23 protein-coding genes are annotated in these 26,913 nt (G+C 64.2%); 13 read left to right on the top strand and 10 right to left on the bottom strand.

The features are described from left to right. Positions 1-101 precede the first annotated feature (101 nt). From AWY79_RS13585 to AWY79_RS13560, 6 genes are all read right to left on the bottom strand, one after another. Positions 102-494, bottom strand: a complete 393-nt coding sequence (locus tag AWY79_RS13585) for a cytochrome c3 family protein (RefSeq protein WP_066805004.1) — start codon at positions 492-494, stop codon at positions 102-104. Between the two features lie 219 nt (positions 495-713). After that, positions 714-2,477, bottom strand: a complete 1,764-nt coding sequence (locus AWY79_RS13580) for an amino acid ABC transporter permease (RefSeq protein ID WP_066805001.1) — start codon at positions 2,475-2,477, stop codon at positions 714-716. Positions 2,478-2,549: 72 nt separating this feature from the next. Next, the gene (locus AWY79_RS13575) at positions 2,550-3,374 is read right to left on the bottom strand and encodes an ABC transporter substrate-binding protein (RefSeq protein WP_066804998.1); all 825 of its coding nucleotides are present in this window, start codon (positions 3,372-3,374) and stop codon (positions 2,550-2,552) included. Positions 3,375-3,450: 76 nt separating this feature from the next. After that, complete coding sequence (locus AWY79_RS13570) at positions 3,451-4,179, bottom strand: amino acid ABC transporter ATP-binding protein (protein ID WP_066804986.1); 729 nt, start codon at positions 4,177-4,179, stop codon at positions 3,451-3,453. 168 nt (positions 4,180-4,347) lie between these two features. Beyond that, the gene (locus AWY79_RS13565; RefSeq protein ID WP_066804983.1) at positions 4,348-5,709 is read right to left on the bottom strand and encodes an L-serine ammonia-lyase; all 1,362 of its coding nucleotides are present in this window, start codon (positions 5,707-5,709) and stop codon (positions 4,348-4,350) included. Positions 5,710-5,734: 25 nt separating this feature from the next. Then, on the bottom strand, positions 5,735-7,903 hold the full coding sequence (locus tag AWY79_RS13560; protein WP_066804976.1) for a malate synthase G: 2,169 nt from the start codon (positions 7,901-7,903) through the stop codon (positions 5,735-5,737). A 244-nt stretch (positions 7,904-8,147) separates the two neighbouring features. Between AWY79_RS13560 and AWY79_RS13555 the strand changes: the two genes are divergently transcribed. Then, a complete protein-coding gene (locus AWY79_RS13555; protein ID WP_066804974.1) occupies positions 8,148-9,767 on the top strand; it encodes a glycosyltransferase family A protein in 1,620 nt (539 codons plus the stop codon). On the opposite strand, the gene AWY79_RS13550 is transcribed toward AWY79_RS13555, so the two are convergent. Then, the gene (locus AWY79_RS13550; RefSeq protein WP_066804973.1) at positions 9,764-10,144 is read right to left on the bottom strand and encodes a response regulator; all 381 of its coding nucleotides are present in this window, start codon (positions 10,142-10,144) and stop codon (positions 9,764-9,766) included. The two genes, AWY79_RS13555 and AWY79_RS13550, sit on opposite strands and share 4 nt — an antisense overlap. 565 nt (positions 10,145-10,709) lie before the next feature. Here AWY79_RS13550 and AWY79_RS13545 point away from each other — a divergent pair. The 11 genes from AWY79_RS13545 to AWY79_RS13495 all read left to right on the top strand — a co-directional run bounded on the left by AWY79_RS13545 (position 10,710) and on the right by AWY79_RS13495 (position 22,361). Then, a complete protein-coding gene (locus tag AWY79_RS13545) occupies positions 10,710-12,425 on the top strand; it encodes a sensor histidine kinase (RefSeq protein WP_066804971.1) in 1,716 nt (571 codons plus the stop codon). Beyond that, complete coding sequence (locus AWY79_RS13540; RefSeq protein ID WP_066804969.1) at positions 12,418-12,849, top strand: response regulator; 432 nt, start codon at positions 12,418-12,420, stop codon at positions 12,847-12,849. Before AWY79_RS13545 ends, AWY79_RS13540 begins: the two co-directional genes overlap by 8 nt. A gap of 14 nt (positions 12,850-12,863) precedes the next feature. Beyond that, positions 12,864-13,262, top strand: coding sequence for a response regulator (locus tag AWY79_RS13535; protein ID WP_066804967.1), 399 nt, complete (start codon positions 12,864-12,866; stop codon positions 13,260-13,262). Continuing rightward, on the top strand, positions 13,259-13,642 hold the full coding sequence (locus AWY79_RS13530; RefSeq protein ID WP_066804965.1) for a response regulator: 384 nt from the start codon (positions 13,259-13,261) through the stop codon (positions 13,640-13,642). Before AWY79_RS13535 ends, AWY79_RS13530 begins: the two co-directional genes overlap by 4 nt. A gap of 62 nt (positions 13,643-13,704) precedes the next feature. Then, positions 13,705-14,982 (top strand): sulfite exporter TauE/SafE family protein, encoded by a 1,278-nt coding sequence (locus AWY79_RS13525; protein WP_066804963.1) that lies wholly within the window; start codon positions 13,705-13,707, stop codon positions 14,980-14,982. 4 nt (positions 14,983-14,986) lie between these two features. Continuing rightward, positions 14,987-15,673 (top strand): hypothetical protein, encoded by a 687-nt coding sequence (locus tag AWY79_RS13520; protein ID WP_066804960.1) that lies wholly within the window; start codon positions 14,987-14,989, stop codon positions 15,671-15,673. Between the two features lie 124 nt (positions 15,674-15,797). Next, positions 15,798-17,279, top strand: coding sequence for a PAS domain-containing sensor histidine kinase (locus AWY79_RS13515; RefSeq protein ID WP_066804958.1), 1,482 nt, complete (start codon positions 15,798-15,800; stop codon positions 17,277-17,279). Positions 17,280-17,282: 3 nt separating this feature from the next. Then, on the top strand, positions 17,283-18,662 hold the full coding sequence (locus tag AWY79_RS13510; RefSeq protein ID WP_066804950.1) for a sigma-54-dependent transcriptional regulator: 1,380 nt from the start codon (positions 17,283-17,285) through the stop codon (positions 18,660-18,662). Between the two features lie 91 nt (positions 18,663-18,753). Then, positions 18,754-19,797, top strand: a complete 1,044-nt coding sequence (locus AWY79_RS13505; RefSeq protein WP_066804948.1) for an FUSC family protein — start codon at positions 18,754-18,756, stop codon at positions 19,795-19,797. 209 nt (positions 19,798-20,006) lie between these two features. Continuing rightward, entirely contained in the window at positions 20,007-21,122 is a 1,116-nt protein-coding gene (locus AWY79_RS13500; RefSeq protein ID WP_078063786.1) for a linear amide C-N hydrolase, read from the top strand. A gap of 462 nt (positions 21,123-21,584) precedes the next feature. Continuing rightward, the gene (locus tag AWY79_RS13495) at positions 21,585-22,361 is read left to right on the top strand and encodes a substrate-binding periplasmic protein (protein WP_158509898.1); all 777 of its coding nucleotides are present in this window, start codon (positions 21,585-21,587) and stop codon (positions 22,359-22,361) included. Positions 22,362-22,437: 76 nt separating this feature from the next. Here AWY79_RS13495 and speA read toward each other — a convergent pair whose 3' ends face one another. The 3 genes from speA to AWY79_RS13480 all read right to left on the bottom strand — a co-directional run bounded on the left by speA (position 22,438) and on the right by AWY79_RS13480 (position 26,363). After that, entirely contained in the window at positions 22,438-24,351 is a 1,914-nt protein-coding gene (gene speA / locus AWY79_RS13490; RefSeq protein ID WP_066804944.1) for a biosynthetic arginine decarboxylase, read from the bottom strand. 208 nt (positions 24,352-24,559) lie between these two features. Continuing rightward, positions 24,560-25,207, bottom strand: coding sequence for a hypothetical protein (locus AWY79_RS13485; RefSeq protein WP_133987271.1), 648 nt, complete (start codon positions 25,205-25,207; stop codon positions 24,560-24,562). A gap of 43 nt (positions 25,208-25,250) precedes the next feature. Next, positions 25,251-26,363 carry an SEL1-like repeat protein gene (locus AWY79_RS13480; RefSeq protein WP_066804933.1) on the bottom strand — a complete coding sequence of 371 codons (1,113 nt, stop codon included), beginning with the start codon at positions 26,361-26,363 and terminating at the stop codon, positions 25,251-25,253. A gap of 332 nt (positions 26,364-26,695) precedes the next feature. Between AWY79_RS13480 and AWY79_RS18855 the strand changes: the two genes are divergently transcribed. Then, on the top strand, positions 26,696-26,887 hold the full coding sequence (locus AWY79_RS18855) for a hypothetical protein (RefSeq protein WP_133987269.1): 192 nt from the start codon (positions 26,696-26,698) through the stop codon (positions 26,885-26,887). Positions 26,888-26,913 lie beyond the last annotated feature (26 nt).

The following is a 26,913-nucleotide window of genomic DNA, read 5'->3' as shown; positions in this document are numbered from 1 at the left end:
GCCCGCTTCGAGCGGGCCTTTTCTTTCGGGCGCGGAAAAGGGGAAGGCCCGCCTGGGCGGGCCTTCGGGGGTTGAGGGGGTATGGCTTTGGAGGATGTCGATTACTTGGCGTGGCATTCGGAACAGCCCACCGGGACCGCCTTGCCTTCCTTCTTCAGGCTCTTGTGGCAGCTCAGGCAGCTGTTGTCGCTGCCCTTGGAGTGGAAGGCCGTGTAGAAGGCGTTCGCGCCCTTCTTGCCGGGCTGGTCGTGACAGCCGGGGGTGGCGCAGCTCTGGACGGCGGACGCGCCGTCCCAGGTGTGGTGGCAGGTGACGCAGTCCACCTGCGCCGCCCCGTGCCGGGCGTGGGAAAAGTCCACCGGTGTCTTGGTCGCCTTGATGGTCTCGGGCGGAGCGAGCCGCAGGTCGCCGGGAACCTCGGGGGCGGCGACGGCCAGGCTCGCACCGAACAGCAGGGCGCACAGGGACAGGGTGATGGTCATGAAACGGTACATGCTGACCTCCAGCGGTTGTGTTCACTGACACACGTACAGGGGCAACCTTCGTGCCAACATGCTTTATCCAATAAATAGAGTGTCTTGAGTGATTGAGAGCCGTCCGGGCGTACCGTTTTTGCACTCCTGCTGCGCAATGCGGGGGCGTCCTTCGCCCTAGAAAGGGCCAAAAAAAAGGGGGAGCGTCGGCTCCCCCTTTTGGTCGTTGAACGGGTCGGGCTACATCTCGATGCGCACGGTCTCGGGGCTGAGCTTGCGCTCCAGCCGCTTGGCGTACAGGGACATGAAGTAGCAGCAGACGAAATAGAGCACGGCCACGGTGGTGTAGATCTCGAAGGGGTAGATCATGATCCGGTTGTTGATGGCGTAGGCCGCGCGGGTCAGCTCCATGACGCCGATGATGTAGGCCAGCGAGGTGTCCTTGAACGCGGCGATGAACATGCCGACCAGGGCCGGGAGCATCTGCTTGAGGGCCTGGGGCAGGATGATCTTGCGCATGGTCTGGAAGTAGGTCAGGCCGGAGGCCTTGGCCGCCTCCACCTGGCCGGGCGGGATGTTCTCGATGCCGCCGCGCACGGTCTCGGCGATGTACGCGCCGAAGAAGAAGGTCATGGCGATGGTCGCGGCCCAGAAGGCGTGGACGTCCACCTTGAAGACGAATTCGAGGATCGCCTGGTAGAACCAGAGGATGACCAGGATGAGCGGTACGCCCCGGATGAGCTCGATGTACAGGGTGCAGGGGATGCGGATGGCCCGGTTCTGGGCGGTGCGGCCCATGCCCACGAACAGGCCGATGAAGAAGCTGCCGGTGATGGAGATGACGGCCATGAGCACGGACCCGGCCAGGCCGCCCAGTCCCATGAAGAACTCGGTCTCGTCGCCGTTGGGGAAGCGCCAGATGAGCAGGGTCTTGAGGTTGGCCCAGATGATCTCCCAGTTGAAATGGACCAGGGCCAAGGCGACCATGTAGAGGAGATACGCCAGGGCGGCCACGAACAGCCCCTTGGCGGCCAGCACGAGCTTCCTGGCGGACGCCTTGAGGAGCCGCCTGAGCGGGGAGATGGTCTTCTGCTCCGGGCTCTTGCGGAAGTACCAGAAGATGACTTCCATGCGCCTGCCCAGGGCGTCGAAGGGCCAGAAAAGGATGTCGGCCAGCCTGCGCAGCGGAGTGACCTGGTCGCGCGGCATGATCTTGAGCCGTTCGTTGACGATGTAGAGGATGCCCGCGATGGTCAGGGACAGGCCCAGGTAGACCAGGGTGGCCACGGAGAACGCCTCGAAGGTGCGGTAGGTCAGGGAGTAGACCTCGGTCATGGACCAGCACAGCTCGGTGACGCCGATGGTCATGGCCAGCGAGGTGTTCTTCATGTTGTTCAAGAACTCGCTGCCCAGCGGCGGGATGATCTCGCGGAAGGCCAGCGGCAGGATGATCTTGCGCAGGGTCTGGGAGAAGGTCAGGCCCGAGGAATAGGACGCCTCCAGCAGCCCCTTGGGGATGGACTGGATGCCCGCGCGGATGATCTCCGCCATGAACGCGCCGGTGAAGATGCCGCAGCCGATGGTCGCGCACCAGAACTCGAAATCCATCTCGAAGAGCTTGAAGCGGATTTCCTCCGGGAAGGCGTAGGGCAGGGCGAAGTTCCAGAAAAACAGCTGGATGAGCAGCGGGGTGTTGCGGAAGAGCTCGACGTAGCTGGTGGCGAACCAATAGACCGGCTTGAAGCCGGACAGTCTGGCCAGGCCGAACACGGTGCCCATGAACAGGGCGATGGCCGCCGAGTAGAAGGTGATGGTCAGGGTGGTGTTGATGCCGTTGACCATGAGGTGGCCCATGTGGCCGTACTGCCCCTCGGTGACGAAGACCGCCCAGTCGAAGTCGTACTTGAACTCGAAGATGAAGGCGAAATAGTAGACGACCAGGCCGACCAGGGCGAGGAGGGTGAGGTTCTGGACCCAGACTTTTTCGAAATACCGTTTAAACATCGTGCTCTTTGTAAGGAAGAGGGTCCCGGAGCGGCTGCTCCGGGACCCGGTGTCATGCAATAAGCTGTGGGCTTACGGCCACATCTCGATCTTGGAGGTCAGCGGGAAGGGGTACTTGGAATCGGGACCGAACCACTTGTCGTAGATGGTCTTGTAGGTGCCGTCCTTCCAGATGTCCTGCAGGGTGAAGTTGATGGCGTCGCGCCACGCGGAATCGTCCTGGGGCAGGCCGATGCCGTAAGGCTCGTCGGAGATGAAGTCGCCGACCAGCTCGAACTGGCCGGGAACCTTGGCGGCGTAGCCGAGCAGGATGGTGGAGTCGGTGGTGATGGCCTGGACGCGACCGGAGCGCAGGGCCTCGAACATGGCGACTTCGCCGTCATAACCGGTGACCTGCGGATTGGGGTTGCCCAGTTCCTTCAGGTAGGCGGTGGCGTTGACGATGGAGGTGGTGCCCTGCATGGAGCCGACCTTCAGGTTGGCCAGGTCCTTGACGTCCTTCACGACGCCCTTCTTGGCCAGGAACTTCTGGCCGTCGAAGAAGTAGGTGATGGAGAAGTCGATCTTCTCGTCGCGCACGCGCTTGTGGGTCATGTTGGACAGGACCATGTCGACCTTGGGCGGGTTGGTCTGGACAAAGGAGATGCGGGTGTTGTTGTTGACGACGACCTTTTCCAGCTTGCAGCCGAGGCGCTTGGCGATTTCGGTGGCCATGTCGACGTCGAAGCCGACCCACTCGTTCTTGTCGTCGATGAAGCCGAAGGGAATGCCCTGGTTGGACAGACCGGCCTTGACGACCTTTTCAGACATGACGCGGTCGTAGGTGGGACCGGCGAAGGCAACGGAAGCGGCCATGACCAGCAGCGCGGTCAAGGCGAAGATTTTGAGAACTCTCATGTACCTCTCCTGGTTTAGCTGAGTTCGTATGAAAAAGCCCTTGTCGGACACCATGTCCGGCAAGGGCGTAAATCCCTTAGTGACTGAGAATCTTGCTGAGGAAGTCCTTGGTCCGGTCGGATTGCGGATTGTGGAAGAACTCCTCTGGCGTGTTCTCCTCGATCAGATAGCCGTCGTCCATGAAGATGACGCGGTCCGCCACTTCGCGGGCGAAGCCCATCTCGTGGGTCACGCAGACCATGGTCATGCCTTCGCGGGCCAGGGACTTCATGACGTCCAGGACTTCGTTGATCATCTCCGGGTCCAGGGCGGAGGTCGGCTCGTCGAAGAGCATGATCTTGGGCTGCATGGCCAGGCCGCGGGCGATGGCCACGCGCTGCTGCTGGCCGCCGGAGAGCTGGGACGGATAGGCCCCGGCCTTGTCCGGAATGCCGACCTTGTTCAACAGGTCCATGCCGATGGCCGTGGCTTCACCCCGGCTCATGCCCCGGACCAGGGTCGGGGCGAGGGTGATGTTCTCCATGACCGTCATGTGCGGGTACAGGTTGAACTGCTGGAAGACGAACCCGACCTCGGCGCGCAACAGGGTCATGTTGGTGCGCGGATCGCTGACGTTCATGCCGTCCACGAGGATGTCGCCCTCCTGGATCGGTTCCAGCCGGTTTATGCACCGGATCATGGTCGACTTGCCGGACCCGGAAGGCCCGCAGACCACGACCACCTCACCCTTGGTGATGTCGAGGTTGATGCTCTTGAGGACCTGAAAATCCCCGTACCACTTGTTGACGCCTTTGAAAGAAATCACTGCAAACTCCAAATGGGAAATGGGCTGAAAGCCAAGAGGATTTTTTAGCAGGAATAGGGCGATAAAGCAATCAAAATTCTGCCCCCGAGGCATGGCGCAGAACAAGGTTCAGCCCCGTCTGCGGGGCGAAGAACGGACCCGGCCCGCAGGGAGCGGGCCGGGTGTTTTTCAGCATTCGGTGAAGCTTAGGGCGAGTCCGGCCTCGGACGTCTCCTTGTACTTGTTGGACATGTCCCGGCCGGTCTGGGCCATGGCGCGGATCGCCTTGTCCAGGTCCACCTTCTGGTAGGATTCGTCCAGGGTGGAGGCGATCAGGTAGGCGTTGAACGCCTTGACCGCGCCCATGGCGTTGCGCTCGATGCACGGGATCTGGACGAAGCCGCCCACCGGGTCGCAGGTCAGCCCCAGGTGGTGTTCCAGGGCGATTTCGGCTGCGTTCTCCGTGACCTGGAAACGGTAGCCCCGGGCGTAGGCGATGAGCGCGGCGCCCATGGTCGAGGCCACGCCCACCTCGCCCTGGCAGCCGACCTCGGCCCCGGAGATGGAGGCGTTGTGCTTGCACAGGAAGCCGATGGCGCAGGCGGCCAGCAGCCCCTCGCGCAGTTCGGTCTGGAGCGAGCCCATGTGCCGCTTGAGCATGAACAGGATGCCGGGGATGACGCCCGCGGCCCCGCAGGTGGGGGCCGTGACCACGCAGTGCCCGGCGGCGTTCTCCTCGGAGGCGGCCAGGGCATAGGCGTTGATCGCCTTGAGGAAGCCCGGTCCCTGGAAGTACTCCTGCTTGGCGCGGGCGTACATGACTGCCGCCTTGCGCTGGAGCCCGATGGGGCCGGGCAGCACGCCGGTGGCCTGGATGCCGTTCTCCACGGCCTGCTCCATGACCGCCACGATGTGATCGAGGCCGAGGTTGACCTCCTCCTCGGACGCCCCGGTGATGGCCATCTCGTTGGCCAGGATCAGCTCGTGCAGCCGCAGGGAGTTGGCCCGCAGGTGCGCCTTGAGCTCGGCCATGGTGGCGTAGGGGTAGACGGGCTCGCCCCGTTCCGGCTCCTCCCATCCCTCCCAGCGGAGGAAGCCGCCGCCCACGGAGTAGTAGATGCGCTCCAGCAGGACCCGGTCCCCGGCCCTGAGCCGGAAGATCATGGTGTTGGGGTGGGCGTATTCGTGCTGGATGGCGTCCATGATGATCATGCCCGGCGCGAACGGCAGGGTCTTGCCGCCCAGGTCGAGGTCGAAGGTGCGGTCCTTGTCCATGAACTGCTCCAGGGTGTCGGAGCTGCACGCGTCGGGCTGGGAGCCGAGCATGCCGGACAGGATGGCGCGCGGCGTGCCGTGGCCCTCTCCGGTGGCGGACAGGGAGCCGAACAGCCGGACTTCCAGCGCGTCGGCCGCCAGGCGGTCCGGTTCCGGCAGCTCGCGGATCAGGTGCATAAAGTCGAACCCGGCGCGCATGGGGCCGATGGTGTGTGAACTGGACGGGCCGGGGCCGATCTTGAGCAGCTCGAATACCGAAGTGGTCACGGGCGGCATGGTTTTCTCCTGGGATGGATGTTGGTTATGCTGATTCCTTCACCTTGCGGCGCATGGCGTGAAGGATTGGTTCCGTATAGCCGTTGGGCTGGCCCGCGCCCTTGAAGATCAGGTCGCAGGCGGCCTGGAAGGCGAGGCTCCCTTCGAAATCCGGGGCCATGGGCCGGTAGGCCGGGTCGCCCTGGTTCTGGCGGTCCACCACCTCGGCCATGGACATGAGCGCGCCGCGCACCGCGTCCTCGGTGCAGATGTCGTGGCGCAGCCAGTTGGCCAGGTGCTGGCTGGAGATGCGCAGGGTGGCCCGGTCCTCCATGAGGCCCACGCCGCTCAGGTCCGGGACCTTGGAGCAGCCCACGCCCTGGTCCACCCAGCGGACCACGTAGCCGAGGATGGACTGGCAGTTGTTGGCCAGCTCGGCGGCGATCTCGTCCTCGGACGGGCGCGTTTCGCCCATCAGCGGCAGGGTGGTCAGGGTCGCCAGTTCGGCGCGCCTGCGTCCGGCCAGGGCGCGCTGGCGCTCGAACACGTCCACCGTGTGGTAATGCATGGCGTGGAGCGTGGCCGCCGTGGGCGAGGGGACCCAGGCGCAGTTGGCCCCGGCCATGGGGTGCGCGCCCTTGGTCTCGACCATCTCCTTCATGCGGTCCGGCTTGGGCCACATGCCCTTGCCGATCTGGGCCCTGCCCGAGAAGCCGCAGGCCAACCCAACGTCCACGTTCCAGTCCTCGTAGGCCGCGAGCCAGGGTTCTCCCTTGATGGCCTCCTTGCGGACCATGGGACCGGCCTCCATGGCGGTGTGGATCTCGTCGCCGGTGCGGTCCAGGAACCCGGTGTTGATGAAGATCACGCGGTCCCTGGCGGCCCGGATGCATTCCTTGAGGTTCACGGTGGTCCGCCGCTCCTCGTCCATGATGCCGACCTTGAGGGTCAGCGGGGCCATGCCCAGGAGCTGTTCCACGGCGGCGAACAGGTCGCAGGTGAAGGCGACCTCCTCGGGGCCGTGCATCTTGGGCTTGACGATGTACACGCTGCCGGCGGGGCTGTTGCGCCACCGGCCCGCGCCGTTCAGGTCGTGGAGAAAGATCAGCCCGGCGGCCAGGGTGTCCAGGATGCCCTCTGGCACTTCCTCGCCCGCGTTGAGCACCGCGTCCGTGGTCATCAGGTGGCCCACGGTGCGGACCAGCATCAGGCTGCGGCCGGGCAGGGTCAGGACCGAGCCGTCCGGCGCGACGAAGGTCCGGTCGTCCTCCAGGGAGCGGGTCAGGGGCTTGCCGCCCTTGTCGAAGGTGGCCGTGAGGTCGCCCTTCACCAGGCCGAGGAGGTTCAGGTAGGTCAGCGCCTTGTCCTCGCCGTCCACCACGGCCACGGAGTCCTCGCAGTCGAGGATGGTGGTCACCGCGGATTCCAGGACCACGTCCTTGATCCCCGCCGGGTGGTCCTTGCCCACGGGGTGCTCGCGGTCGAATTGCAGCTCGATGTGCAGACCGTTCTTCACCAGCAGCAGCGAGGCGAGGTCGTCGTCGCCGACGTAGCCCGCGAATTGGGCCGGGTCGGCCAGGGTGGTCGTCGCGCCGTCGGCCAGGGTGATCTCCAGCGTCTTGCCGTTTTCGCCGTCCCTGACGGCAAAGGACGCGGCGTCCCTGTGGGAGCCCCGGGCCAGGGGCGCGGCCTGGTCCAGGTGGGCCGAGGCGAAGTCCATGACCCTGCGCCCGCGCGCCGGGTCGTATCCCTTGGCCTGGACCGCGTCCTTTTCGATGACGTCGGAGCCGTACAGGGCGTCGTACAGGCTGCCCCATCGGGCGTTGGCCGCGTTCAGGGCGAACCGGGCGTTGGTGGCCGGGACCACCAGTTGCGGCCCGGCGATGGTCGCGATCTCCGCGTCCACGCCCATGGTGGTGATGGAAAAGTCTTCTCCCACGGGCGCGAGGTAGTCTATCCCGCGCAGGAATTCGTGGTATGCCGTCATGTCGGCTATGGGGCCGGGGTGTTCGCGGTGCCAGCCGTCCAGCGCTTCCTGGATGCGGTCGCGCTTGGCCAGCAGCTCCCGGTTCCGGGGGGTGAATTGGTCGAATACGGACTTCGCGCCGGACCAGAACGCGGCTTCGTCGATTCCGGTTCCGGCCAGGATGGTGCGCACGGCCTCGGCAAGTTGCTTGCTGATGGACAGGTTGCCTGCTTCGATTCTCTGGGTCACGTTCTCTCCTGAGTCTGGTGAATGTGCGGTTTCCGCCCCGCAGGGCGCAACCCATTCAGATTGCCTTGAGAAGGCTGGCAATGCAACCGCCAACTACTCTTTTCGCGCCCTGTCCGGGGTTTGTCGCGGGGCCTGCCGGAAGGGGGGCGTTGGAACGGAAATTGTAATACTGTCCGGTTGGTACGACAATTTGACACGTCCAACGCGGCCCTGGAACGGGGCCGGACAACAACGGGAGAACGCGGTGAGGGAGTATCTTTCCCTGGGAACCATCGGGCACAATCATTTGCTGGCGGCGGGGCAGCGGGCCTTCGGTCTGGCCGGCGGTTCCGGGACGTCCGGCCCTTCCGGCACCCTGTTGTCGCTGGGGGCGCGGCTGTTCGCCATGGCCTGGGCCGAGTTCCCGCTCAACGCGCCGCTGGCCGCCGAGATCGCCCGGCTCTCGAAACTGTTTGCCGTCCCCGCCCTGACGCCCCAGGGCGTGGCCCTGGCCCGGCGGCTGGCCGCCGAAGGGGGCGGACCCGAGCCGGAAGAGCCGAACCTCCTGTTCGAGCAGGGGGATTTCGAGGGGCTGACCCGGTTCTTCGAGCGGAACGCGGGCCGGGAGCCGCTGTTGCCGCTGGTCCGCCAGGCGTGGCAGTACCAGGGGCTGCTTTCCCGTTGGGAGTGGCTTGAAGAATTCCTGCGCCGGTCGGTCGCGCCCAGGGACCCGGAGGTGGCGAACCTACTGCTGGCCGAGGCGCAACTGGCCGCCGGGCGGTACGACCGGGCCGCCACCGGCCTGGAGAAGATGGCCCGCCGCTACGGTCCCGGTGCCTGGGGCTTGCGGTTGGCCGTGGCCCGGGCCGAAGCCGGTGACGCGGACGGGGCCATGGGGTTGCTCGGCGAGCTGCTGGCCGATTTTCCGGAGCATTCGACCGCGCTGCTGTATCTCGACAGCCTCGCCTTCCCATCGGCGCTGGGCGGGCGGCTGGAAGGCGGCTGCGCGGTCTCCATCTATTCCTATGACAAGGCGCGCGAGCTGGAGCGCACCCTGGAGAGCGTCCTGGATTCCGACCTGGGGCCGGAACTAGGCGAGGTCACCGTCCGGGTGCTGGTCAACGGCAGCCGGGACGACAGCCTGGCCGTGGCCGAAGAGGCGCGCGTACGGTTCGGCGGCACCATGGATATCGTCGCCCTGCCGGTCAACGTGGGTGCGCCCGCGGCCCGCAACTGGCTGTTGGACGCGGCCCTGCGCGACGGCGCGAGGTGGATCGCCTATCTCGACGACGACGTACTGGTGCCGCGCGACTGGCTGTCCGGTCTTGCCGCCGGGGTGCGGGATTTCCCGGAAGCGGGCGTCTGGGGGTGCCGGGTGGCGGACGTGCGTTCGCCTTCCCTGACCCAGCACGGCGACGGCTTTCTGCTGTGGCCGGAGGACGCGGCCCGCGCGGGGCGGAAGCTGACGCTTCAGGAGCCGTGCGCCGAGTGCCTGGTCCCTCCGCTCCTGAGCTACCGGCGGTATGCCGGTTCCGTGACCGGATGCTGCCACCTGTTCGAAGCCGAAAGCCTGGCGGCGAGCAACGGGTTCGACCTCGCCTATTCCCCCAGCCAGTTCGACGATCTGGACCTGGACCTGCGGCGTCTGGCCCAGGGCAAGCCCGTGGCCTATCTCGGCGACGTGGTCATCACCCATCTGCGCGAATCCACGCATTTCCTCGATCTTTCCCCCTCCGCCGCGGCGCGGAGCAGGGCGCACCAGTCCTTCCTCGAAGAGCGGCACGCGCCGAACCTGGAGCACATGCTCCGGGTTCAATCCGGGTTCGTGAAGGCGGACCTGGAGGCCCGGCGCGCGCGGCTGCGCGCCGCCGGTCTGCTGGCCTAGCCCGTCGGTCCGCGGCCCACGGCGGCCAGGATTCGCTCCTGGAGCCGTTCCAGGGTCACGGGCTTGTGCAGGAAGTCGAAGGCCCCGGCCTCCAAGGTGCGCATGTGCCGGGACAGGTCTCCCGCTCCGGTGAGCAGGATGACCGCCGTGGCCGGGAAGTTCTTGCGGATGATCTTGAGGGTCTGCATGCCGTCCAGGTCGGGCATGTTCATGTCCAGCAGGACCACGTCCGCGCCGCGCTCTTCCAGGGCGGTGAATGCCTTCTCGCCGGATTCGACCACGGACGCCGAAGCCCCCCGGCGGACCAGCCGTTTGGCCAGGGCCGCAGCGCAGCGATCGATCTCGTCGTCGACGATCAGGATGCGGATTCCGTTCATGCGCGTTCTCTCCCGCCTTTCCATTACAATGAACATGCCACAGCCTGTTTGCCCATACCTTTTTTGATACTTTTTTTACCGCTCCAGAATTGCTGGATAGACTAAATATTCCAAATGGATGTCGCTAGGTGGTTCCTTATCGGCCACTTCGGCTCTCAAACTTTTTGTTCGGTTTTCTTGTGGTGATTCAGCAGGGTGTGGTATCGATTGGTACATTTTGCCCCGCTTGACGCGTCCTCCAGCCGGAACGGCCCCGGTTCGCGGGTCTTGGGGCGAAAATGGCCTGTTGGTACATTTTGCGCCAGTGGGTAGAAAAGTACCGTTTTATGCGTGAAAACAGGTCCGAGGTCCGTTTCGGGGGGCGGGGAGCCGATGTGGGGGGAGCGGCGGAGGGATTGGCATTATGGGCCGTATATACTGTAATTTCAAGCGAGTGAGGAGTGTTTGTCGAATGGCGGTCGGTGTTCCGGTCCAGGGAGAAGTGGCACACCGTTTGCTCAATGGGAAACAGGCTAGAGGCAGTTCCTGCGGGCGATGATGCCCGGGACCCAAAAGAGGTTGGCCCATGCACCCGGATCAGAAGTCAAATTACGACAGGCTTTCCTGGAACATCGCCCTGACGGTGATCACGGTGTCGCTCATGCCGCTGATCCTCGTGGGCGGGGTCATCTTCCACCAGTTCCGCTCAATCTACCGGGAAAAGGTCTACGCCCATCTGGCCGAGGTCGTGGACAAGCACGCGGCCAACATCAACACCTTTCTTCAGGACAAGCTCACCGAAGTCCAATACATCTCCCGCACCTCCACCCACGACCAACTGGTCGACCCCGTCTACCTCGACCGCGCCCTGCGCGGCATGCAGCAGCAGTACGGCCGCATCTTCGTGGACCTCGGCGTGGTCGACGCCGAGGGACGCCAGGTGTCCTACGCCGGTCCGTTCAGCCTGGCCGGGGCCGACTACTCCCAGGCGGACTGGTTCCTCGGCTCCAAGGGGCGCAACGCCAGCATCAGCGACGTGTTCAGCGGGTTGCGCCAGTCCCCGCACTTCATCATCTCCGTGGCCCAGGGCGAGGGAGAATCCCGCCTCCTCCTGCGCGCCACCATCGATTTCCTCGCGTTTTCCTATCTGGTCCAGGACATCCGCATCGGCGAGACCGGGTTCGCCTACATCGTGAACAGCCGGGGCGTGTACCAGACCCGGCCCAAGGACGAGCGCAACCAGGACCTGGACCTGACCCCGCTGCGTCAGCTTCCGAGGCCCACCACCATAGCCGGGGTGTCCATCTACGAATCCTCGGACCGCGACGGCGACACCTACGTCACCGTGTCCGCGCCCATCAAGGGCGGCGACTGGGAGCTGATCTACCAGCAGAAGGTGTCGGATGCCTTCTCGGCCATGACCCGCACCGAGCTCGTGACCCTGGCCATCTTCCTGCTCGGCGGATTCGGTATCGTGTCCATGGCCGTGATCGTTTCGCGCAAGCTGGTGGACCGCTGCCGGGTCATCGACCAGGAGGCCGAGCTGATGAACAAGCAGATGGTCGAGACCGGTCGGCTGGCGGCCATCGGCGAGCTGGCCGCAGGCATCGCCCACGAGATCAACAATCCGGTGGCGATCATGATCGAGGAGGCCGGCTGGGCCAGCGACCTGATGGAGGACGAGGGCAAGGACCTGCCGTCCGCGGCCGAGATTCACCGCGCCCTCAACCAGGTGGCCAGCCAGGGCCGCCGTTGCAAGGACATCACTCACAAGCTGCTCAGCTTCGCCCGCCAGACCGACTCCAGATCCTCCGATATTTCCGTACCCGCCTTCATCCGCGAGGTGGTGGAGCTGTCCATGCAGCAGGCCCGGTTCGCCCAGGTGGACTTCGCCCTGGACCTGGACGAGTCCATGCCCGAGATCAGCGCCTCCTCCACCGAGCTGCAGCAGGTGCTGCTCAACCTGGTCAACAACGCCATCCAGGCCATGGAGCCCGAGGGCGGCAAGCTGTCCATCTCCTGCGGCATGCAGGAAGGGCAGGCGGTCATCACCGTGGAGGACACGGGGCCGGGCATCCCGGCGGCCAATCTTGCGCGGATCTTCGACCCGTTCTTCACCACCAAGCCGGTGGGCAAGGGGAGCGGCCTGGGATTGTCCATATGTTTCGGAATAATCCACCAGATGGGTGGAGAGATAGAAGTGGAGAGTGCGGTGGGCGTGGGGACGCGGTTCATCATCAGGCTGCCGGTGCCGTCGCCTTCCATGCAACATGAAACCCGACAGGAGATGAGACATGACTGATGCCACTGTGTTGATCGTGGACGACGAACGGGGGTTCGTCGAGACCATGGCCAAGCGGCTCGAAAAGCGGAACATGACCGTCTTCCAGGCCTTTGGCGGAGACGAGGCCATGGACCTGCTGGCCGAGCAGCCGACCATCCAGGTGGTCATCCTGGACATGAAGATGCCCGGCAAGGACGGGCTGGTCGTGCTCCAGGAGATCAAGGAAGCCTACCCGCTGGTCGAGGTCATCATGCTGACCGGACACGCCACGGTTCCTTCGGCCGTGGAGGGTATCCAGCACGGCGCGTACGACTACCTGATGAAGCCGTGCAGCTTCGAGGATCTGAACCAGAAGATCGCCGAGGCCGTGGCCCTGAAGGACAAGCATGAGGAAGAGGCCGTCGAGGCCCGGATCGGCAACATCGCCCAGAGAATGGGTTAGGGGCGGGTAGGTCCGTGTCTGCCAATGCAACCGAAGGCCGGGACGTCCGTCTGCTCATCGTGGACGACGAGACCGGGTTCGCCGAGGTCCTGTGCAAGCGGATGCGCCGTCGGGGCGTGGACGCCACCTCGGCCGCCAGCGGGGACGAGGCGGTGCAGCTCCTGCGCCGCAGCGAGTTCGACGTGGCCATCGTGGACCTCAAGCTCCAGGGGATGAACGGTATTGAAATTCTGAAGGTTTTCAGGTTGATGGCCCCGGAGATGCCGGTGCTCATGCTGACCGGTCACGGCAGCGAGGAAGCGCGCAACGAGTGCATCAAGCTCGGCGCGGCAGGGTACCTGTCCAAGCCGATCGACTTCGACAGGCTGCTCGAGAAGGCGCTCAAGTACGGGGCGGGGAGAGTGCAGGCATGAAGGACGTCCGGGTTCTGCTCATCGACGACGAGGTCGATTACACTGCGGCGCTGGCCAAGCGCCTCGACCGCCGGGGGCTGTCCATACGGACCGCCGCCGGGGGCAGGCAGGCCCTGGAGTCGCTCCGCGAGGAGCCGTGCGACGTCATCCTGCTCGACATCAAGATGCCGGGCATGGACGGGATCAAGACCCTGGGCGAGATCAAGCAGCTTCACCCGGAGGTGGAGGTGGTCATGCTCACCGCCCACGCCAACACGGAGATCGTCATCTCCAGCCTTGCCATGGGGGCTTACGATTATCTGATGAAACCGGTGAATGTGGATGAACTGGTCCGCAAGATCGAAGATGCGGCCATGCGCAGGAAAAGCAATTCGAGGTGACCGGAATCGAGACGCGGCGCTTCGGATAGGCATAACCAAAACAAGAGGAAGTGAGGATAGCTATGCGATTTTTCAATCAATGGGGTAGATTCATGCTCGCGGGGGCCGGAGCCATGGCCAACTGGGAGATCGAAAACGCCAAGTCCATCGTGAGCAGCCGCAAAAAGCTGCTGCTCATCGGTTTGATGATCATTCCCATCATCCTTATCGGCGTGGCCTTTGCCGACGAGATCGGCCCGGCGCTGCCCGACCTGATCGGCGGCAAGAAGGCCTACAGCCCGGCCTTCTACAGCCTGTCCATCTTCATGGTCTCCATCGCCATCGGCGTGGGCGCGGGCCTGATCACCGGCTGCATCGGCGCGGGCGGCGGCTTCATCATCGCCCCGGCGCTCATGTCCGCAGGCATCAAGGGCATCCTGGCGGTCGGCACCGACCTGTTCCACATCTTCGCCAAGGCGATCATGGGCAGCGTCATCCACCGCAAGCTCGGCAACGTGTCCGTGTCCCTGGCCGTGGTCTTCCTGGTGGGCGCGATCCTCGGGGCCACGGCGGGCGGCGTCATCAACCGGGTGCTCTACGAGATCAACCCGGTGCTCTCCGACGCCTTCATCACCACCGTCTATTCGCTGATGCTCGGTTTCCTGGGCTTCTACGCCCTGGCCGACTATCTGCGCTCCCGCAAGGCCGGTGGCGGCGGCGGCGCGCACGGCGGCGAGGAAGGGGCCGAGCTCGGCGCCCTGTGTCGCAACCTGCAGGACATCAAGTGCCCGCCCATGATCAAGTTCGACCAGGACCTGGTCGCCGGCGGCCGTCAGATCTCCTGGGTGTTTCTGGTCCTGTCCGGCGCGCTGGTCGGCCTGGCCGCGGGCATCATGGGCGTGGGCGGCGGCTTCCTGACCTTCCCGATCTTCGTCTACGTCCTGGGCGTCTCCTCCATGACCACGGTCGGCACCGACATCTTCCAGATCGTGTTCACCGCCGGTTTCGCCTCCATCACCCAGTACGCCATCTACGGCTTCATCTTCTACACCCTGGCCATGGGCATGCTCATCGGCTCCCTGCTGGGCATCCAGATCGGCGCACTGGTCACCAAGATCGTGCCCGGCATCACCATTCGCGGCTTTTACGCCATGGCGGTCCTGGCCGGTTTCATGAACCGGATCTTCGCCCTGCCCGGCAAGCTGGCCGAAATGGAGATCATCTCGCTCCCGGCCGGAATGGGGTCGCTGCTCAACACCATCGGCATCTGGGCGTTCTTCGTCGTCATCGGAGCGTTCTCGGTCTGGGTCATCGGCACCTTCCTGATGAACATCTCCACGCTTAAGAGAAAGGAGGCCTAAGGCCATGATCTACAACAAGAAGGAATTCTACGGCGGTTTCGCCCTTTTGATCGTGTTCTTCATCGTCCTGTTCATGATGTTCCAGCCGATCTATCACGGACACAACGCGATGCAGTACCTGGACAACCTCTACAACTCCATTTCCAAGGGCTCCGTGGACTATTCGTCCCAGGTCAGGATGGAGACCGACAAGTACAACGACACGAACGTGGACCTGAAGCTGACCTACGGCGACGAGATCGTGGCCGCGCAGTCCGCGGACCTCTTCCTGAAGGCAGGGGCACAGGTCTCAGTCGAGGGCAAGGTCCTGCACGTCACCGGCTCCATGGGCGCGATCCTGGGCGCCAGCCTGGACGATACGCAGGCCATGTACCATAACGACGGCGATTCCATTACCGCCAAGTACGGCATGGAGCCGCGCCGCGCGCTCTACAACTGGTGGACCTCCTTCAAGCTGATGAGCAAGGCGCTGGGCAACCAGAAGCAGTTCGAAGCCGCCAAGGTCGTGGACACGGTCCAGACCAAGGCCGTGGAGGCCTCCTACAACTACTACGGCGTCGAGGCCAAGCACATCTCGGAAGAGATCGGTCTGGTCTCCTTCTCCCTGATCTTCTACGTCCTCTATACGCTGTGGTACGGCTTCGCGATCCTCTTCCTCTTCGAGGGATGGGGCCTGAAGCTCAGTCACTAGACAAGGAATGCGTTAATACCCTGACCCCGGGCGCGGCCGGCGACACCCCCCTCGCCGGTCGCGCCCCCCAAAAGGATTTACGCAAGGCCGGAATGATTGTACTTTCACTCCCGAGGAACTCTGAATGAATCTCCAGAACTATTACGACACCGTCATGGAGCTGACCCACGGCATCGTGGTCACGCTCGACCTGAACGGGGGGATCATTCACGGCAACTCCGAGCTCGAGACCCTCTCCGGCTACCATCTCAAGGAACTGGCCGGCCGGGACTGGTTCGAGGTCTTCATCCCCCGCGACGAGCGGGAGATGGCCCGCCGCGCCCTGTTCGAGAGCGCCCACGGGCAGGGCATTTCCGCCTTTGCCGGGCGGATCAGGGCCAAGGACGGCGACATAGTCTACGTCAACTGGAACCTCAAGCCCCTGACCGACTCCAACGGCGAGGTCATCAGCCTGCTCTGCGTGGGGCAGGACGTGACCGACCTGGTGCTCCGCGAAAAGGGACTCCTGCGCGAGCGGTTCACGCTCATGGAGCGCAACAAGGAACTAAGCTGCCTCTATTCCCTGAGCCAGCTCATGGGCGAGATCCATCGCACCATGGACGATCTGCTCGGCCACGTGGTGGCGCTGCTGCCGTCCGCGTTCCAGCATCCGGACATGACCTACGCCCGGCTGCGGCTGGGAACCAAGATTTACGAGACGCCGGGTTACGCCGAGAGCGACTTCATGCTCCGCTCGGACCTGGTCATCAGCGACGAAAAACGCGGCTCCCTGAGCGTGGCCGTGCGCGGCTACGCGCCGAGGACCGGTTTCCTGGAGGACGAGAAGGACCTGTTCTCCACCGTGGTCCAGCAGGTGGTCATCCTGGTCTCCAAGCGCGAGACCCGGCTGGCCAAGCAGGAGCTGGAACGGCAGCTCCGCCAGTCCGACCGGCTGGCCAAGATCGGCCAGTTCTCGGCTGGCGTGGCCCACGAGATCAACGAGCCGCTGGCCAACATCCTCGGCTTCGCGGAGCTGGCGTTGCAGACGCCGGACCTGCCGGACCAGGTGGTCACGGACCTGAACAACATCGTGGATTCCTCGCTGCACGCCCGCGAGATCATCCGCAAGCTCATGTTCTTCGGCCGCCAGCTTCCGCCCCAGCCCACGCACATCGACCTGAACGACACCGTGGACCAGGCCCTGCGCATCACCGAGGCGGGGTCCATGCGCGGCGACATCGTCATCGTCCGGGAGTTCGACCCGGAGCTGCCCCGCATCCTGGCCGACCCGCAGCACATCAAGCAGGTGGTGGTCAACCTGGTGGTCAACGCCATCCAGGCCATGGCCCACGGCGGCACCGTGACCATCCGCACCCTGACCAACCAGAGCGACGTCTATCTGATCGTCGAGGACACCGGTCCCGGCATGACCCCGGACGTGCTGAAGATGATTTTCACCCCGTTCTTCACCACCAAGGACGTGGACAAGGGTTCCGGCCTGGGGCTGTCCGTGATACACGGCATCGTCAAGGCCCACGGCGGCTTCATCCAGGTGCACAGCGCGCCGGACGAGGGGACCCGGGTCGAAGTGGCCTTCCCGTGCCATCTCAGGGGACCGGAGGAATAGACCATGGCCAGGAACATTCGGATTCTCGCGGTGGACGACAGCAAGTCCACCCTCGAAGTGCTCAAGCGCAACCTGCAGCCCGCAGGCTACGAGGTCTTCACCTGCGGCCGGGTCGACGAGGCCGTGGCCCTGTTGGAGGATCTGGTCATTGATCTGGTCATCACCGACTACCGCATGCCCGCCGCCTCCGGCCTGGACCTCATCAAGCACGTCCGGGCCAACCTGCCGGACGTGGAGATCATGATGATCACCGGCTACCCGTCCATTCCCGGCGCGGTGGAGGCCATCAAGGACGGGGCCGGGGAGTACCTGGCCAAGCCGTTCACCAACGAGGAGCTCCTCTCCTCGGTGGGGCGCATCGTGGAGCGCCTCCAGCGCAGGCGGGTCCTGGCCTCGGCCGACACCCCGCCGGACAATTTCGGGATCATCGGCACCTCGCCGGAGATGGAGCAGGTCTTCCAGCGCATCGGCAAGGCCGCCGCCTCGGACGCCAACGTGCTCATCAGCGGAGAGTCCGGCACCGGCAAGGAGCTGGTGGCCCGGGCCGTGCACTACAACAGCGACCGCAGGACCGCCTCCTTCGTTCCGGTCAACTGCACGGCCATTCCGGACAGCCTGGTGGAGAGCGAGCTGTTCGGCCACGTCAAGGGCGCCTTCACCGGGGCCAAGGAATCCCGCGCGGGCTTCTTCGAGGTCGCCAACGGCGGGTCCATCTTTCTGGACGAGATCGGCGACGCCAGCCCGACCATGCAGGCCAAACTCCTGCGGGTCCTGCAATCCAAGGAGTTCTGCAAGGTCGGGTCGAGCATCGTCAAGACCGTGGACGTGCGCATCCTGGCCGCCACCCACAAGGACCTGCGCCGCATGGTCCAGGAGGGGACCTTCCGCGAGGATCTCTTCTACCGGATCAACGTCATCGACATCCACGTCCCGCCCCTGTCCCAGCGCGGGGACGACGTGCTGGTGCTCATCAACCATTTCCTGGCCGAGTTCTCCAGGACCATGCACCGCACGCCCCCGACCATTTCGGACGAGGCGCTCAAGGCCCTGCGCCGCAACGACTGGCCCGGCAACATCCGTGAACTGGAGAATCTCATCCAGCGACTGGTGGTCATCGTGGACCGCGACACCATCGAGGTCACCGACCTGCCCGAGACCATGCGTTTCAGCCTGCCCCGCGAGGGCAGCGTCAAGCGGTCCCTGGAGGAGGTGGAGTTCGAGCACATCCGCAACGTGCTGGCCATGACCGGGGACAACAAGACCCAGGCGGCCGACATCCTGGGCATCAACCGCAAGACCCTGCGCGAGAAGCTCAAGCGCATGGAGGAAGGGACGCGGCGGGGGAATAGCCCCTGGGGGCCGGGTGTGCTACTAAAGTGTTGACCTGCCCCGGTGCATGTGAGACAGGGCCGGTCGGCGTTCGCCTCCCCGCATAGGCGGCGGGGCGGGACGCGGTCATTCAACAAGGCGCATCATGGCTTCCGAATCGAAACCGCTCATTTCCAGCCACGTCCGGCACGGCCTCAAGGTGGGGCTGGCCTCTGTCCTTTCCTATGTCGTTTCCGCCTGGGTGGGCATGCCCTATGCCTACTGGGCGGTCATCACCACGGTCATCGTCATGCAGATGCACGTGGCCGACTCCATCGAGATGAGCCTGTACCGGTTCACCGGCACGGCCATCGGCGCGGGCATGTCCGTCCTGATGATCCTCGTCTTCCCGCCCACGCCGGGCTGGACCCTGGCGGCCATCTTCCTGGGCACCGGCGTCTGTGCCTACCTGACCCGCTACAACGCCCGCTACCGCATGGCGGCCATTACCTTGGCCATCACCTTCCTGACCAGCCTCGGCGCGGACCACCGCGTGGAGTTCACCCTGTTCCGGGTGGCCGAGATCGGCATCGGCGTGCTCTGCGCCTTCGTCGTGTCCGTGGCGGTCTGGCCCAACCGCACCGCCTCGGTCCTGCAGGAGAGGCTTCGCGTCCAATACGCCCAGGTGGCGGCCAATCTCGTCCTGCTCATGGACAGCTTCCTGGAGCACCAGCGCAAGGTGGACCCGGACCTGTTCTTCGACCTGGCCCGCGATGCCCAGTCCAACCGCGAGCTGTTCAACAAGGTCTATTCCACGGAGCGGCGGTTCTACCGCGACGACCTGGCGCAACTGTCCACCCAGGTGAACGTGCTCAACTCGGTGGTCGAGCGGCTGCAATCCACGCCCAACCTGCTCAACGAGGTGGAGGGCGAGGGCTGGGACATCATCATGACCCCGGAGCTGCAACGGCTGGCCCAGGCGGCGGCCAACGCGCTGCGCGCCATAGGCGCGGGCGCGCACTATGACTCGCGCCCCCTGGCCACCGCCGTGGACCAGGTGGAGAAGCGGTTCATCGAACTGCGCGAGCAGGGCGTCATCGAGCGGTTCGAAGTCCGCCGCTATTTTCAGGTCATGGGGTTCATCAACACCGTGCAGCATCTCGGCGAGTACCTGCTGGTGGTCCTCAACCGCAAGGAAATGCGGCGCTGACCGTTGTCGGACAAGGGTTTTCCTTGAAGGGGTGCGCGATCCGGGCGCACCCCTTTTTATTGTCCTCCTGCGTAAAATACATGCAATGAATATAAAGTATTGCTAATAATGTTGACACGGGGCCGCGAACTTCGGACATAGATATTTGAAGACCGGGAGCGAACCCGGTCCGAAAGACGTTGCACCGCAGTGTCGCAAGGAGGTTGTTCATGTTCTCCCTTTGTTGTTTCCGACTGTCGCTGTTCGCGCTGTCCCTCTCCCTGTTCCTGTCCCTCTCCGTTCCGGCCCGGGCCTGCACCGGACTGAGAGTGATCGCCGAGGACGGGTCCGTGGCCTTTGCCCGCTCCCTCGAATTCGGTTCGCCGACCAAATCCGACATCATGATCGCGCCGCGCGGCATGGCATGGAGCGCCACGGCCCCGGACGGCAAGGAAGGGCTCAAGTGGAAGAGCAAGTACGCCTTCATGGGACCGGACGCCTTTGGTCAGGCCAGCCCCCTGGAGGGCATGAACGAGAAGGGGTTGTATGCGGCCGGTTTCTGGATGCCCGCCGGGGAATCGGAGTTCCCGAAGATCGCCAAGGAGGACTATGGCCGGGCCGTGTCCCAGATGGACCTCGGCACCTGGCTGCTGTGCAACTGCGCGACCATCGACGAGGTCAGGAAGCTGGTGCCCGCCCTGAAGCTGGCCGGGGCCAAGGTTCCGAGCCTGAACATGTACACCCTGGTCCACTGGTACGTCATGGACGCCACGGGCAAGGCGGTGGTCATCGAGTCCATGGGCGGGAAGGTCGCGGTAACGGACAATCCGGTGGGCGTGTTCACCAACGCCCCGTCCTTTGGCTGGCACCTGGAGAATTTGCGCAACTACGTCAGCCTGCGCCCCGACAACGCCCAGCCGTTCAAGCTCGGCGATTATACGGTCAAGCCCCTGGGCGAGGGGAGCGGGCTCCTCGGCCTGCCCGGCGACCAGACCCCGCCCTCGCGCTTCGTGCGCGCCGCGTTCTACGCCAACACCGCGCTGAAGCCCGCGGACGCCGACGGCGCCGTGAACCTGGGCATGAACCTCATCGCCAATTTCACCATTCCCCGGGGGCTGTCGCGCGGGGCCGGGCCCAACAACCGTCCGGAGTACGACTACACCCAGTGGACCACGGTCTACGACCTGTCTCGCAAGGAGCTGTATTTCCGTACCTACGAGAACCAGGACTACAGCCGGGTCAGGCTCTCCGCCGTGCCGCTGGACGGGGATAAGCCGGTCTTCATCCCCATGTGGGGCGTGAAGCCCGCCTACAAGGACGTGTCGGCCCAGGCCAAGCCGCAATAGGCTCAATCGGGATCATCGGATGCAGGGGGCGCGGGCGGCTGTTCGCGCCCTCTGTCGTCTCGGGTTCGTCGGAAGGGCGGATCAACCATGAGCCGGGTCCGCCGGGGCTTCGGAGAGCAGGCGGAGTCCGGCAGAGGTACTTGTTGATCAGGACCGGGAATCGCTCTCCGGTGTCGCGCTTTGGGGCAGCAGGTCCCGGTTGTCCGCCACCCGGCTCATCTCGCCGAATGGCGCGCCCCGGAGCTTGCCCTCCGCGGCCGGGGTGAGGTCTCCGAACGGGTTCCAGCGGGGCGGGGTCGCGGACAGCCCTAAAAAAATGATGACATGACCAGTAAAACTAGTGCATTGTCTAACATCACTTGAAGAGTATTCAACGATGGCGGGTCGCAACGGCCTGCCCGATGGGGTCCAAGAGGAGCGCGGATGGCGGTCAGGGAGTGCGGAAACGGCCGGAGGGAGGTCGTGAAATCTTTATTGCGGCGGTCCGCCCGCGTTCTTTTCTCGGCCTTGCTGCTCCTGTCCGCCCTGTCGTCCGTCCCTGCGGCCGCCGGGGAGCGGCAGACCATCCACCTCGCGGCTTTCGACTACCCGCCTTTCTATATGGAGGAGCGCGGCCAGGTGAACGGCATCGCCGTCGAGCTGGGCCGGGCGCTGTTCAATCGGCTCGACCTGAACGTCGAGTTCACCATGTATCCCCTGAAGCGGGCCTTGAGCTACCTCCAGAGCGGCGAGAAGGACGGCGTCCTGATCCTGATCAGGACCCCGGAGCGGGAGCGGTACGCGGCCTTCACCGATCCGGTCATGACCGTGCGCGGGCTGATCTGGTCCTCGGCGGAGCGGGAGGGCGGCCCGGTAAATTTCGACAAACTGGAGGACCTGCGCGACTATACCATCGGCGTCACCCTCGGCTACAGTTACGGCGAGCGGTTCGACGAGATGCTCGAGAACATGCGCGTGGACACGGCTAGCACCGACTATGCCAACTACCGCAAGCTCCTGTCCGGTCGCATCGACATCTTTCCGGGCAACGAGATCGTGGCCAGGGGGTTGTTCCGGCTCCACCCGGAGTTGCGCGGCAAGTTCGACCATTCCGAAAGATCGTTCATGGAGTGGGTTCTGTGCATGGGGGTGAGCCGCAAGTCGCCGTTCCTGCCGATGATCCCGGAGATCAACAAGGCCCTCGCCGACATGCGCGACGAAGGGCTGGTGGACGAGATCGTGGGCCGCTACACCCGCTGACGGGCGGAACGCGGAGCACGAAAAAAGGGTCTGGCGTCATGCCGGACCCTTTTTTTCGTTGTCGTTGCGGGCGAGCTTATCCTTCGAGGTAGGTGTACCCCTGGAGCCCGGCCTTGTAGGCCTGAAGGATTTCGCGCCGCTGGTTGGGGGTGATCATGCCCTTGCGCACGGCTTTCTCGGCGGTTTCGCGGAACCGGGTCAGGAGCGCCTTGGTGTCGTATTCCACATAGGACAGGACGTCCTCCACGGTGTCGCCTTCCATTTCGCCCACGAAGTCGAACTTGCCGTCCTCGTGGATGCGGACGGTGACGATGTTGGTGTCGCCCAGCAGGTTGTGCAGGTCGCCCAGGGTCTCCTGGTACGCGCCCACCAGGAACGCGCCCAGGTAATACTGCTCCATTTCGCGCAGGGCGTGCAGGGGCATGGTCCGCTTGACGCCCTGGCGGTCGATGAAACGGTCGATCTTGCCGTCGCAGTCGCAGGTGATGTCGGCCAGGAACCCCTCGCGGGTGGGCGGCTCGTTCAGCCGGTGGACCGGCATTATCGGGAAGAGCTGGCCGATGGCCCAGGCGTCCGGCAGGGATTGGAACACGCTGAAATTGCAGTAGTAGATGTCCGACAGGGTCTGGATGATCCCTTCGAATTCGTGGGGGATGGCGGGCAGCTCGCGGGCCAGGGCGGCGATGCGCCGGATGGTCTGCCAGTAGACGTGCTCGCCCAGGGCGCGCTCGCGGAAGGTGATCTTGCCCTGGTTGAACGCCTGGCGCACCTCGTCGCGGTAGTAGAGGATGTCGTTGAAGCACGCCTGGACGTTGCGCAGGTTCAAGGATTGTAATGTCTCGAACAGGTGCTGGGTGTGGATGTAGGTGTCTTCGGGCAGGGAGTCGGGCAGCGGCTCCGGCTCGAAGCGGGCGGTGTCCAGCACGTTGAACAGCAGCATGGAGTAGTAGGCGACCAGCGCCCGGCCCGACTCGGTGATGATGATCGGGTGGTCCACCTCCTGCTCGTCGAGCACGGTCATGACGCCCTCGACCACGTCCACGCAGTATTCGTCCACCGAGTAGTTGCGGCTGGACATGAAGTTGGTCTGGGTGCCGTCGTAGTCCACGGCCAGACCGCCGCCGAGGTCCAGGTAGCGCATGCCCGCGCCCTCGGCCACCAGGCCCGCGTAGACGCGGCTCGCCTCGGCCACGCCGTTGCGGATCTCGCGGATGTTCGGGATCTGCGAGCCGAGGTGGTAGTGGAGCAGTTGCAGGCAGTCGAGCATGTCCGCATCCTTGAGGCGGTCGATGATGTCCACGATCTGGGCCGCGTTGAGGCCGAAGATGGAGCGGTCGCCGCCGGATTCGGCCCACAGCCCGTTGGCCTGGGACGAGAGCTTGACGCGCACGCCGAGGATGGGCTTCACGCCCAGGGCCTTGGACCGCTCGATGATCAGGGGCAGCTCGCCGGGCATCTCGATGACCAGCACGCAGTTGTAGCCGAGTTGGGTGGCGTGCAGGCCGAGGTTGATGAATTCCTCGTCCTTGTAGCCGTTGCAGACCAGCACGGACTCGTCGTCGGTGTGCATGCCCATGGCCGCTATGAGCTCGGCCTTGCTGCCCGCCTCCAGCCCGTGGTGGTATTTCTTGCCGTGATGGGTCACGGCCTCCACCACCTGTTGCTGCTGGTTGACCTTGATGGGGTACGCGCCCAGGTAGGAGCCCTTGTAATTCAAGCTCTTGATGGCCGTGAGAAAGTTGGTGTTCAGCAGGGAAATCTGCGTTTCGAGAAGGTTCTCGATGCGCAGGAGGACCGGCATGTCCAGGCCGCGCGCCTGGATTCCGGCGATGATTTCGGGGATGCTGACCGCGTTGGTGAAGTTGCCGGGCTCGGCCGTCACCTGCAGGTCGCCGTTCGGGGAGATGCCGAAGAAGCCGGCGCCCCATTCGCTGACGCCGTAGAGTTCAGCGGACCGTTCGGTGGTCCATCGTTCCAGGGTAGGGATCACTCACCAATCCTCCTGCCTGTCGGGACTCGGGAATATCCCGAGGTTGGCCGCGGCGTACACCTCGTCCGCCAATGCGATAGCGCGGCTTATGGGCGCGGTCCCCAAAAGTCAATACAAATATGCGGGCCTCGTCGAAGACCCGTATTATGGCAAGGACGGGATGAAGTGTAAACCGCGCCGGTTCGGCACGGATATCAGGGGCAGGGAGCTATTTCGCTTCCCCGCGCATGCACTTCAGTTCGTGGTCGTTGGTTTCCACGACGGCGTTCTGCGGGGGCTGGCCGGAGCGGAATGCGGTCAGGATTTCGGCCACCTTGTCCGCGCCTTCGCGGGCAACGTGTTCCCGGCTCTTGTCCTTGTCGAGGGTATAGAGGGGAATCTCTTCCTCGATGCGCCAGACGGTCCCTTCGGGCGCGAGGACATGCATGCGCATGCGCACGATGTAGTTCGGGGTTCCGGCGTTGACCGCCTGCTTGCCCGCCTCTTTGGCCGACCAGCCCACGAAGTAGAAGGCGTTGACCAGGGCCGAGATGGGGTCCAGGGGTACGGGAACGGGGGGGCTTCCGAGGGAATCGTGAGCCAGTTGCTGAACCGCGCCGTTGGTCAGCAGGATGCGGCAGGGCCAGTCCACGGCCTGCAGGCCCTGCCCGGCGGTGAGGTTGTCGCCCGAGAGTTCCTTGTCGATCCTCTCGGCCAGGGGTGCCTTGGCGCTGAATGCCGAGTAGTCCGTGATCTCGATGAAATAGGTTTCTCGAGGGTGGACGGCTTCCGGCGCGGTATTCGTTTCCGCCTTGCACCCGGCGATTGCGAGCAGAATGAGGACGGCGAGGAGTGGTGCGCGGCGCCATTTGGACATGGTGGATTCCCGCCTTTGGAGTGAGTTGAGAAACGGGAACATGCTAATAGCTGCTCATGATGGTTTCGGCCTGAGCGTCCCCCTCCTCGATCTGGGCGGCGGTCAGCCTGAGCCGGACGGCGGCCTTGTGCTCGGCGGCGGGAGGGTAGCCGTAAAGATCGGCCACGCTGTACCAAGCGTAGGCCATCTGCTCGTCGGGTGCCACGCCCTTGCCGAGTTCGTACATCATGCCGAGGAGATACTGGCTTTGCGGCTGGTGCTGGTGGGCGGCCTTGGACAGCCAGATGAATCCTTTCTCGTAATCCACCTCGGTTCCCTTTCCGGCGCAAAGCATCTTGCCGTATTCCTGTTGGGAGAGGGCTATGTCCATCTCGGCGGCGCGGCGGTGCAGGGTCAGCGCTGCGTTGTTGTCGCCCAGGTCGCTGTAATAGCAGGCGAGCATGGACATGCTTTCCCCGTCGCCCTGATTTGCGGCCTTGACGTACCATGCCACGCCCTCGACCCGTTTCCCGGGCTGGTCCTTGAGGCCGGTGAGGTACCGGGCCAGTTCCCGCTGCGCGTCGACCTGTCCGTCCTGGGCGGCCATTTCGTAGTATTTGGCCCCTCTCGTCTCATCTTTTTCGACGCCGTAACCGTAGAAATACATTCTGCCGAGTTGATAGCGGGAGAATCGGCTTCCCCTTCCGGCCGCCTCGGTATACCAGCGGAGGGCCTGGCCGTAGCTTTTTCCCACGCCCAATCCCTTCATATACATGGTGGCGACTATCTCCTGGGCGGTCGGGTGCCCCGCCTCGGCAGCCTTTGCATACCATGTGAACGCCTTCTGGATGTCCTGAGGAACCCCCAAGCCTTCTTCATAGAGGAATCCGAGACCGTATTGGGCCTTGGTGTTGCCCTGTTCGGCGGCCTTGAAGCTCCATTGGGCGCACTCGGCGTAATTCTGTCCCACCTCTTGGCCGTAGTAGTACATCTGGGCGAGATACCATTGAGCCGTGGAGTCGCCCTTTTTCGCCTCGCCGCGAATGGTCGGCAGGGCTTCGCGGTATTGTTTCTGATTGTAGAGGGCTATGGCGTCGTCCAGCGGCGCGGCCGTGGCGGCCAAGGGCTGGAGGAGCAGGGCGAAGACGAGTGAACTGGCGATCCATAACCGTTTCATGCGAGCAGGCTCCCGGCGTATGCGTGAATGGAGAACAGGACGAACAGTGCGGTCCGGGACGGTTCATTCACAAAGCCGCCATCGGACCGGGCCGGAGCAACACCCCGGACGGTATGGCATTGGATATGTCTTAAGTGAGTCCGTATAACCAAACACTTTGAGAATGCAATGATTTTTTGGAATTATGAATGCACGGTACATCGCGAAAAGCACCTGCTGGAGCAGGATGAGAGTTGAAAACAGGCGAAGGGGTGCGACCACCGGGGACAGTATAGGCATGAGAGAAGTGAGCCGACGAAGCGGACCGATTATTCGCCGTCGTCCAAGTCGAATTGCGGGAAGAACGCCGAGAGATAGGCGCGGCAGGAGCGGATGGCGACCGTGAGACCGAGTGCGTCCTCACCGCCGAACTCGATTTCGACGAAATCCGCGACTTCCGCGCCGGATGGGGATTCTACCGAGACCGCAGGCCGCAGTATTATGGCCCGCTCATGACCCTGGGCGGCGTGAACCCCGTGCGCTAGCCCGGTGCGGCCAATGCCCCGGTATT

The organism is Pseudodesulfovibrio indicus, from assembly GCF_001563225.1.
GTDB lineage: Bacteria > Desulfobacterota > Desulfovibrionia > Desulfovibrionales > Desulfovibrionaceae > Pseudodesulfovibrio > Pseudodesulfovibrio indicus.
This window is presented reverse-complemented; position numbering and strand designations above follow the sequence as displayed.